General features: G+C 58.0%; 10 protein-coding genes. All 10 read left to right on the forward strand.

Features of this window, described 5'->3' with window-relative positions:
• Positions 1-125 precede the first annotated feature (125 nt).
• Positions 126-1,079: a cysteine synthase A gene (gene cysK, locus VL688_07470; protein ID HTL47887.1), complete on the forward strand. Its 954-nt coding sequence runs from the start codon at positions 126-128 to the stop codon at positions 1,077-1,079.
• A gap of 111 nt (positions 1,080-1,190) precedes the next feature.
• Complete coding sequence (gene thrC, locus VL688_07475) at positions 1,191-2,438, forward strand: threonine synthase (protein HTL47888.1); 1,248 nt, start codon at positions 1,191-1,193, stop codon at positions 2,436-2,438.
• A 43-nt stretch (positions 2,439-2,481) separates the two neighbouring features.
• Positions 2,482-2,757 (forward strand): MoaD/ThiS family protein, encoded by a 276-nt coding sequence (locus tag VL688_07480; protein ID HTL47889.1) that lies wholly within the window; start codon positions 2,482-2,484, stop codon positions 2,755-2,757.
• Positions 2,758-2,761: 4 nt separating this feature from the next.
• Positions 2,762-3,004, forward strand: coding sequence for an NIL domain-containing protein (locus tag VL688_07485; protein ID HTL47890.1), 243 nt, complete (start codon positions 2,762-2,764; stop codon positions 3,002-3,004).
• A 1-nt stretch (position 3,005) separates the two neighbouring features.
• Positions 3,006-4,040, forward strand: coding sequence for a biotin synthase BioB (gene bioB, locus VL688_07490; GenBank protein ID HTL47891.1), 1,035 nt, complete (start codon positions 3,006-3,008; stop codon positions 4,038-4,040).
• Positions 4,041-4,071: 31 nt separating this feature from the next.
• A complete protein-coding gene (locus tag VL688_07495; protein HTL47892.1) occupies positions 4,072-4,812 on the forward strand; it encodes an SDR family oxidoreductase in 741 nt (246 codons plus the stop codon).
• Between the two features lie 9 nt (positions 4,813-4,821).
• Positions 4,822-6,036: a beta-ketoacyl-[acyl-carrier-protein] synthase family protein gene (locus tag VL688_07500; protein ID HTL47893.1), complete on the forward strand. Its 1,215-nt coding sequence runs from the start codon at positions 4,822-4,824 to the stop codon at positions 6,034-6,036.
• Entirely contained in the window at positions 6,033-7,208 is a 1,176-nt protein-coding gene (locus VL688_07505) for an 8-amino-7-oxononanoate synthase (protein HTL47894.1), read from the forward strand. The genes VL688_07500 and VL688_07505 overlap by 4 nt, the downstream gene beginning before the upstream one ends.
• A gap of 106 nt (positions 7,209-7,314) precedes the next feature.
• Entirely contained in the window at positions 7,315-8,013 is a 699-nt protein-coding gene (locus VL688_07510; GenBank protein ID HTL47895.1) for a GGDEF domain-containing protein, read from the forward strand.
• Positions 8,014-8,063: 50 nt separating this feature from the next.
• Positions 8,064-9,325: adenosylmethionine--8-amino-7-oxononanoate transaminase (gene bioA / locus VL688_07515; GenBank protein ID HTL47896.1), on the forward strand; the 1,262-nt coding region annotated here is incomplete at its 3' end.

The raw sequence follows: 9,325 nt of genomic DNA on the forward strand, positions 1-9,325 counted from the left end.
ACTTTCATGAAACAGGTCAAGGCGCCTGAGAAAGAAAAAGACTCGTCCCAGCAAATGGGCGAGGGCGTTTAGGCCTACGGTTTAATAGACGCAAGGGACAACCCGTTTAATTGGAGGAATAGAAAATGACGACGACTACCAAACCTCGTACAAAACCCATGATCGCAAAAGACGCTCTTGAACTGATCTGCAACACGCCCCTCGTGCGCCTGAACAAATTGACCGGCCCCGGCATGGCCACGATTTACGCGAAGCTGGAAAGCTTCAGCCCCGGCGGCAGCGTGAAAGACAGGATCTGCTTCAGCATGATCCGTGACGCGGAAGAAAAAGGATTAATCAATAAAGATACCCGGATTGTTGAGCCGACCTCCGGCAACACGGGCATCGGCCTTGCCCTGGTTTGCGCGGTCAAAGGTTACAGGCTGACGCTGACCATGCCGGAAACCATGAGCGTGGAACGCCGTCAGATCCTGAAGCGCTACGGCGCGGAAGTCGTGCTGACGCCGGGCGATCAGGGCATGAAGGGCGCCATGGCCAAGGCCCAGGAAATCGCCAAGGAAAACCCGAACAGCTTTATTCCGCAGCAATTCGCCAATCCCGCGAACCCGAAGATCCACCGTGAAACGACCGCGGAAGAAATCTGGGAAGCGCTCGACGGAAAGTTTGACGCCTTCATTTCCGGCGTCGGAACGGGCGGCACGGTCACCGGCTGCGGCGAAGTCTTCAAAAAGAGAAACTCGAAGATCCAGGTCATCGCGCTCGAGCCGGAAACATCCCCGGTTCTTTCCGGCGGTGCTCCGGGCAAGCACAAGATTCAGGGGCTTGGCGCGGGTTTCGTCCCGGAAATTCTCAATCGTGAAGTCGTCGATCGCGTGATCAAGGTCAAAGACATGGATGCGTGGGACACGATGCTGAACCTGGCTGCCAAGGAAGGCATTCTCGGCGGCATCTCGACCGGCTGCGCCTGCTGGGCCGCGCTCCAGGTCGCCAAGGAACTCGGCGCGGGCAAGAGCCTGGTGGTGATTTTTCCGGACACGGGCGAACGCTACCTGAGCATGGACGAGAAGTTCAAAGTCTAATTCCGTTGCATGGACGGGGACAGGTCTTTAGACCTGTCCCCATGGTTTGAATGCAGGCTGCCTGCCAATCGCAGTCGAGCCGCTGCTGCAAAATTTCAATCGGGAGTATGAATGTCATTTCTCAAAGGTTTGAAGTGCCGCGAATGCGGACGGGAATATCCCAAGGAAGCGCTGTACGTCTGCGAATACTGCTTCGGCTCGCTCGAAGCGGCGTACGATTACGGCGCGATCAAAAAAGTGCTAACGCGCGAAAAGATCCTCGCCGGGCCCAAAAGCCTATGGCGTTACCGGGAGCTTCTTCCCATCGACCGCGAACCGAATGCCGGTTTTTATTCGGGGTTTACGCCGCTGGTGAAGGCCGAGATCCTGGGCAAGGAGCTCGGGGTCCGCGACCTGTACATCAAGGACGACTCGGTCTGCCATCCGACCTGGTCGTTCAAAGACCGTGTGGTCGCGGTCGCGCTTTCGCGCGCCAAAGAGCTGGGCTTTGATACCGTGGCCTGCGCTTCGACGGGGAATCTCGCGAATTCCGTCGCGGCCAACGGCGCCTGGGCCGGCTTCAAGCGCTACATCTTCATTCCCGCCAATCTCGAGAAGGCGAAGATCATCGGCACGCTGGTGTATTCGCCGAAATTGATCGCGGTCAACGGCAACTACGACGACGTCAACCGTCTGTGCTCGGAAATTGCCGCGAAATACCGCTGGGGGTTCGTGAACATCAACCTGCGCGCGTATTACGCCGAAGGCTCGAAGACCGTAGGTTTTGAAATCGCGGAGCAGCTCGGCTGGCGCGCGCCTGAGCACATCGTGGTGCCGGCCGCGAGCGGCTCACTCATCACCAAAATCTGGAAGGCTTTTAAGGAATTCGACCAGCTCGGACTTTTGCAGTCGAAGATGAAAACCCGCGTCTACTGCGCGCAGCCGCAGGGCTGCTCGCCGATCGCGACGGCCATTATCGACAAGGCCGAAGGCATCAAGCCCGTGAAACCGAACACGATCGCCAAGTCGCTGGCCATCGGCAACCCCGCCGACGGCTATTATGCCAAGGACGTGATCACTCAAAGCGGCGGTACCGCGGGCATGGCCTCCGACGACGAAGTGCGCGAAGGCATCAAACTGCTCGCGCGCACCGAAGGTATCTTCACCGAAACCGCGGGCGGCGTGACTGTCGCTGTGGCGAAAAAACTTATCGAGCAGGGCGTGATTCCCAAGAACGAAACCGTGGTGCTCACCATCACCGGCAACGGCCTGAAGACGCAGGAAGCGATTCAGGACGTGGTCGGCCAGCCCACGCTGATCGAGCCTTCGCTGGATGCCTTCGAAAAAAGTGTTTTGGACAAGTCGGCGGTCAAAGCCTGATCTGCTATAATGACCGCCCATCTAATTAAAAGGAGCTTGTGACATGGCCGTTAAAGTAAGGATTCCGACCCCGCTGCAAAAGCTGACCCGCCAGAACGCGCTGGTGGAAGTGAGCGCCGGCAGCATCCGTCAGACCATCGAGGCGCTGGAGAAAGATTATCCCGGCATCAAGGAGCGCATCTGCGACGAGGCGGGGAAGATCCGCCGGTTCGTGAACGTGTATCTCAACGAAGAAGACATCCGTTTTTTAAGCCAGGAAGAAACAACGGTCAAGGACGGCGACGAGATTTCCATCGTCCCCGCGATTGCCGGGGGGTAAGCCCGTGGCCAAAAAAGCCTACCATCTCTTTTTCGAACAGAAACTCATCAAAGAACCCATCATGTACGTGGTCGCGCGTGACCATAACCTTCTTTTAAACATTCGCCGCGCCAAAATTACCGCGGAAGTCGGCGACGCCACCATCGAGCTCGAAGGCGACGAGGCCAACATCAAAAAGGCCGAGGACGCATTCCGCGCAAAGGGCGTCAAAGTCGTTTCCGTGCTGGGCGACATCGTCGAAGGATAATATGACCGAAAAAACCGGAACCGGAACGTCCGCTCTGATCGAATCATTGAAGGCCCGCGTGCTGGAAGGCGGGGAAGTCGGCTTCGACGAGGCCATGAAGCTCATCGAAATCGAAAACGGGTCCGAGGATTTTGACGCGCTGCTGGAAGCTGCCCGCGAGATCACCTTCCGTTTAAATACCCGCGAACCCGGCCTTTGCTCGCTCATCAATGCCAAAAGCAACCTGTGCGGCGAAGACTGCGGCTTTTGTTCGCAGTCGGTGCGCTTTGATACGCGCGTTGATACGTACAAGCTTATGGCGACGGACGACGTCGTGAAGGCCGCCAAGGATTTCGAGAAAAAAGGCACGCAGAATTTCTGCATCGTGACGAGCGGCGCCCAGCTTAACGACGAGGAATTCGAACAGATCCTGGAGATCTACAAGCGCCTCGGCGAAGAAACGTCGCTCAATCTCGACGGCTCGCTCGGCTTTCTGACGCCCGAGCGCGTGGAGCGCCTGAAGGCCGTGGGCCTGCGGCGCTTCAACAGCAATCTCCAGAGTTCGCGCGAATTTTATCCCAAGATCGTTTCCACGCACACCTACGACAAGCGCCTCGAGACGCTGAAGGCCCTGCAGGACGGCAACATGGAAATCTGTTCGGGCGGCATTCTCGGCATGGGCGAGACGCGCGAAGACCGCGTGAAGCTCGCTTTCGAGCTGAAGCCTTACGCGCCGCATTGCCTTCCCATGAACGTCCTTAATCCCCGCCCCGGCACGCCGCTGGAAAATGTCCCGAAGCAGGACCCGGCGGAAATGGTGAAGACCATCGCGGTGTTCCGGTTCATCCACCCCAAATCCAACATCAAGCTCGCGGGCGGCAGGGAAATCAACCTGGGCGACGAATACCAGGAGCTGGCGCTTCGCGGCGGGGCCAACGGCCTTATCACGGGGGGCTACCTGACGACCGAAGGCAATCCGGTCCACAAGGACATCGAAATGCTCCGCCGCAATGGCTTCGAAGTCCCTCCTCCCAAATCCACGCCGAAAAGCTCATAACCAGGCCCGTCCCGGCCCGCCCGGAGGTTCTTTGGAAAACACGCTGGCGGGAAAAACCCTTTTGATCACGGGCGGCACAAGCCGTCTGGGAAGCGCCTTCGTGCGTAATGCCCGCCGGCGCGGGGGCTCGGTTTTCTTTACTTATCACAAAGCTTCGGACAAAGCCGCGGAACTGGAAGCTCTGGGCGCGCGCGGATTCATGCTCGATCTAGGCGACACCGCGGCCATCGACGTCTTTGCCCGCGAGTTCAAGGCCCAATCCGGCGGCGGGCTGGACGTCTTGATCCACAACGCCGCGGCCACGCGCGACGCGCTCTTGCGTGACATGACCGAAGAAGATTGGGACCACGTCATGCGCGTGGATCTCAAGGCCCCGTATTATTTGACGAAAAAAGTCCTGTCGCTTCTTTTCAAGCGGACGCCGAGCAAGATTTTCATGATTACCAGCCGCGCGGGGCTGCAGGGCGGCGTCGGCCTGGGCAGTTATGCGGCCGCGAAGGCTGGACTTATCGCCCTCGCAAAATCTCTCGCGCAGGAACTCGGAAAAAAGCAGGTCCTCGTCAACGCGGTGAATCCCGGCTTTATGATTTCCGGCATGACTGAAAACCTGGCGGACGAGATCAAAGAAAGAAATAAAAACGAAAGCCCCCTGGCTGTTTTTTCCGATCCCGAAGAAGTGGCGGATTTTCTCGCGCACCTCTCTTCAGACGCGATGAAGCAGGTGACGGGCCAGATTTTCCATTTCGAATCGCGGAACACGCGGGCGTTCTAGGTGCTCTAAATGGCATTTAAAAAAAGAATCGTCATCACGGGCGCGGGCGCAATCACGCCGATCGGCGTCGACGTCCCGTCCTTCTGGGACCATTTGAAGCGCGGGGTGTGCGGCATCGACACCATTACCCAGTTCAACGTCAGCCGTTTTCCCGTGAAGCGCGGCTTCGAGGTGCGCGGCTTTCACGCACGCGATCACGGCACGCATCTCCTCGATCCTTTCATCCAGTATGCCGTCGGCGCCGCGGACGAAGCCCTCATCGGATCGGGCCTCAAAGTCAAAGACATCGATCCTTACCGCATTGGCATGTCGGTCAGCTCCAGCAAAGGCGGCGTGCACACGATCGACCGCTTCGGCGACCGTTTGCGCGAAACGCCGAGCGCGATCCTGGGCGCGCGCGTTTATACGAGCGCGGTCCCGAACTTCGCGGCTCAGTGGATCGCGCGGCGCTGGGAGCTGCAGGGCGCGGCCAAATGCTACGTGGCTGCGTGCGCGACGGGCACGGTCGCCGTCATTGAAGGCGCGCACATGATTTCCGAAGGTATGATCGATTACTGCATCGCGGGCGCGAGCGACGCTTCCCTTGTTCCTCTCATGCTCGCCGGTTACCGTCAGATGAACGTCATGGCCGAGCAAGACATCCTGCCTTTTGACAAACGCCGCGACGGATTCCTGGTCGGAGAAGGCGCAGGCGTCGTGCTGCTCGAGACCTACGAAAGCGCGAAGGCGCGCGGCGCTAAAATTTACGCGGAAATCCTGGGGCACGGCTACGGCAACGACGCGGGACGCGACGGCGTGCGCTTCCAGGAATCGGAAAATGCGCTTTCCCGCACGGTCGGAAGCGCTTTGAAAAGCGCGTCCATTGCCGCGCAGGACGTGGATTATGTGAATCTCCACGGCACGGGCACCACGGCCGGCGATCTCTACGAAACGAGGCAGATGAAGCACGCGTTCGGTGCCCGCGCGCAGCAGATCCCCATGAGCTCGACCAAATCCATGACCGGCCACATGCTCGGTGCGTCCGGCGCGGTAGAAATCATCGCGTGCCTGGGCGCGCTAGACCAGGGCTTTCTCCCTCCGACCGCCAATCTTTCCCAGCCGGATCCGGAATGCGACCTGGATTACGTGGCGCTGGTTTCCCGGCCGGCCTGTCCCAAGACCGTGCTCTCGGTTTCCATGGGATTCGGCGGCCACGTGGCGGCGATCGTCCTGGGCAAGCCATGAACCCTTCCGACACCTTTTTTCAAGAACGGCTTGAGCACCTGAGAGAGAACGATCTCTACCGCAAAATCCGTTCGCTGGAAATGCTCGAAGGCAACCTTCGGCGGCTTGACGGCAAGGAAGTGCTCCTTTTCTGCGGCAACGATTATCTCGGGCTTTCGCGGCATCCGCGCGTCGTGCGCGCCTTCCAGGTCGCGGCCGGCGAATATGGCGTGGGGTCCGGCGCGGCACGGCTTGTAGCGGGAGGAATTTCGGTGCACGAAGCCCTCGAGAAAAAAATCGCGGCCGTTAAACGGAAAGAAAAGGCGCTGCTTTTTTCCGCGGGTTATCTCGCGAATCTGGGCGCGATTGCGGGGCTTGCCACGCATGACGACGTTGTCATCATGGATAAGCTTTGCCACGCGTCGCTGATCGACGCGGCACGCCTTTCCGGCGCGCAGGTCCGGATTTTCCCCCACAAAAATTACGAACGCTGCGAAGAAATCCTCAAGCTCTCCGGCGCTTTCAAAAAACGCGTGCTGGTCACGGATTCGGTTTTCAGCATGGACGGCGATCTCGCGGACCTGAAAGAGCTCACGCGGCTGAAGCAGACTTATGACGCGCTGCTCATCGTCGACGACGCGCACGCCACCGGAGTTCTCGGGAAAGAAGGGCAGGGCGCCTGCGAAAATTGGGAGGACAAAATCGACGTGATCACCGGCACGCTGTCCAAAGCCATCGGAGGCCTGGGAGGATTCATGGCCGCGTCGGAAATTCTGGTGGATTACGCCGTGAATCATGCCCGGCCATTTATTTTTGCCACGTCCCTGCCGCCCGCGCTCTGCGCCGCGGCCCTCGAAGCGCTGTATATAATAGAAAGCGAACCGGAATTAAGGGACCGTCTTTGGAAAAACGTCGGACGAATGCAGCAATGTCTAGACAAGTCTGGTTTTGAAATGACTTCAGGTTTTCCGATATTTCCCGTTATCTTAGGGGAAGAAAAAATCGCCCTGGAAACTTCCAAAACGCTCATGGAAGGGGGCATTTTGGTGCCGGCAATCCGGTATCCAACCGTAGCGAAAGGCAAAGCCAGGCTTAGAGTTACGGTGAATTCGCTGCACCGGGAAGAGGACTTTTCCAAATTCGGAAGGCTTTTGGCTTCAATAAAAAAGCGTGTGTTTTTGGACCCGGTATAGCATAATTACCGTTTTTAGAAGGTAAATTAACGTGTCCGTCACCAAAAAGAAGCTCTCCAAAATAAGGGAAGAAGCCAGCCGACTCTTTAGTCTCGAAAGCGGTATCATGAAGAGCGTTTCGGTGCTGAACCTTGCCGCTCTCCTCGGGGTGGTCTACCTCACCATGCCCCAGTCCCGCGTCAATCTCGCCCAGGACCGCTTTTATTTTCCCGTTCTCGTCCTTCTCGCTATTTTTGTCGCCGCCAATTACATCCAGCAGTTCCTGCTCATCCGTTTGCGGCGCAAATGGGTGGAGCTTGAAAAGCAGTCCACGCGCGACGGCCTGACCCAGGCGTTCAACCGCGAAACCTTCGAAGAGATCATGGAAGAGGAAATGAGCCGTTCCAAGCGGTATCAGTTTCCTTTGAGCCTTTGCATCATCGACCTGGACAATTTCAAGTCGCTCAATGACACGTACGGCCATCCGCGCGGCGACCGCCTGCTGATTGATTTCGTGGACCGGATCCATAAAGCCATCCGCTCCGCCGACTGCCTCGGCCGTTACGGCGGCGACGAATTTTTCATTCTGCTGCCCCACACAGATCTGGTGAAAGCGGAAAAATTTCTGGCCCGCATCCTGACCGAAGTCCAGGAATGGCTCGACTGCACGTTCAGCGCCGGCGTTACGGCTTACCGCCCCGGCGAAGACAAGATCTCGCTGGTCACGCGCGCGGACCTGGCGCTATATCAGGCCAAGCGCGAAGGCAAGAACCGCATCCGCTGCATGATCGGCGAAGACGACAGCCAGGTCGTCCTGAAGTTTTAAACCGTCCGTTTGTTTTCCTCTCGTTGTCTCGTCTGAAAAACCGGTTAATCATGAATCTGACGCTCCACACCAAATCGTTGGCCAATAAAGACAAGCGCTACCTCTGGCATCCCTTTACCCAGATGCGGGACTGGGAAAAAGAAGACATCCTCATCATCGAAAAAGCCGAAGGCGTTACCCTGGAAGACACCGAGGGCAAGCGCTACCTTGACGGCGTTTCGTCTTTGTGGTGCAACGTGCACGGCCACCGCGTGCCGGAAATCGACGCCGCGATCCGCGACCAGCTCGACAAAGTGGCGCATACGACTTTCCTCGGCCTTTCGAACGTTCCGGCCATCGAGCTCGCGGAAAAACTCGTGCAGATCGCGCCCGAGGGGCTGACGCGCGTTTTTTATTCCGATTCAGGTTCCGAAGCCGTCGAGATCGCGCTCAAAATGGCTTACCAGTACTGGCAGCAAAAGGGCCGGACCTCCAAAAAGAAATTCGTGAAGCTGTCGCAGAGTTATCACGGCGACACGATCGGCTCGGTCAGTGTCGGCGGCATTGATCTCTTTCACGAAGTCTACGGACCGCTGCTTTTCGAAACCTATAGTGTTCCAACACCCTACGTTTACCGGTGGTCAGAATCCCTCTCCCCGGCAGAAGTACGGGACGCCTGCCTGGCCGAACTGGAGAAGATCCTGCGGGAAAAACACGAGGAAATCGCGGCCTTTGTCATGGAGCCCTTGATGCAGGGCGCGGCCGGCATGATCCTCCAGCCGGACGGCTATATTTCGCGTGCGCGTGAATTAACAAAAAAGTATAATGTGCTGCTTGTTTTCGACGAGGTGGCGACAGGCTTTGGACGTACGGGATCGATGTTCGCGGCGGAGCGGGAAAAAGTCTCGCCCGACCTCATGACCGTGGCCAAGGGCCTGACAGGCGGGTATCTGCCGCTGGCCGTGACGTACGCGACCGAGGAAATTTATTCGGCGTTTCTCGGCAAGTACGAAGAGTTCAAGACATTCTTCCACGGCCACACGTACACCGCGAACCCGCTGGCCTGCCGCGCGGCCTTGGCAAGCCTGGAACTTTTCGAGACGAACAACGTGCTCGAGAATCTCCAGCCGAAAATCCGATTGATGGCGGAACGGCTTAAGGAATTCGCCAAACTGCCCGCCGTGGGCGACATACGGCATTTGGGTTTCATGGCCGGTATCGAACTCGTGCGCGACAAAAAAACGCGCGCGCCGTTCGCCTGGGAAGAAAAGATCGGCATCAAGGTCACCCTGAAAGCGCGCGAGATGGGCGCGATTCTCCGCCCGCTCGGCCC

This window comes from Verrucomicrobiia bacterium, assembly GCA_035495615.1.
In the GTDB taxonomy this organism is placed as follows: Bacteria; Omnitrophota; Omnitrophia; order Omnitrophales; family Aquincolibacteriaceae; genus DATJFP01.

Bases quoted from the DNA above. Each gene is read 5' to 3' on its own strand.
- VL688_07510 (HTL47895.1), top strand. From the start codon at position 7,315: ATGAAGAGCGTTTCGGTGCTGAACCTTGCCGCTCTCCTCGGGGTGGTC.
- VL688_07480 (HTL47889.1), top strand. From the start codon at position 2,482: ATGGCCGTTAAAGTAAGGATTCCGACCCCGCTGCAAAAGCTGACCCGC.
- thrC (HTL47888.1), top strand. From the start codon at position 1,191: ATGTCATTTCTCAAAGGTTTGAAGTGCCGCGAATGCGGACGGGAATAT.
- VL688_07505 (HTL47894.1), top strand. From the start codon at position 6,033: ATGAACCCTTCCGACACCTTTTTTCAAGAACGGCTTGAGCACCTGAGA.
- cysK (HTL47887.1), top strand. From the start codon at position 126: ATGACGACGACTACCAAACCTCGTACAAAACCCATGATCGCAAAAGAC.
- bioB (HTL47891.1), top strand. From the start codon at position 3,006: ATGACCGAAAAAACCGGAACCGGAACGTCCGCTCTGATCGAATCATTG.
- VL688_07500 (HTL47893.1), top strand. From the start codon at position 4,822: ATGGCATTTAAAAAAAGAATCGTCATCACGGGCGCGGGCGCAATCACG.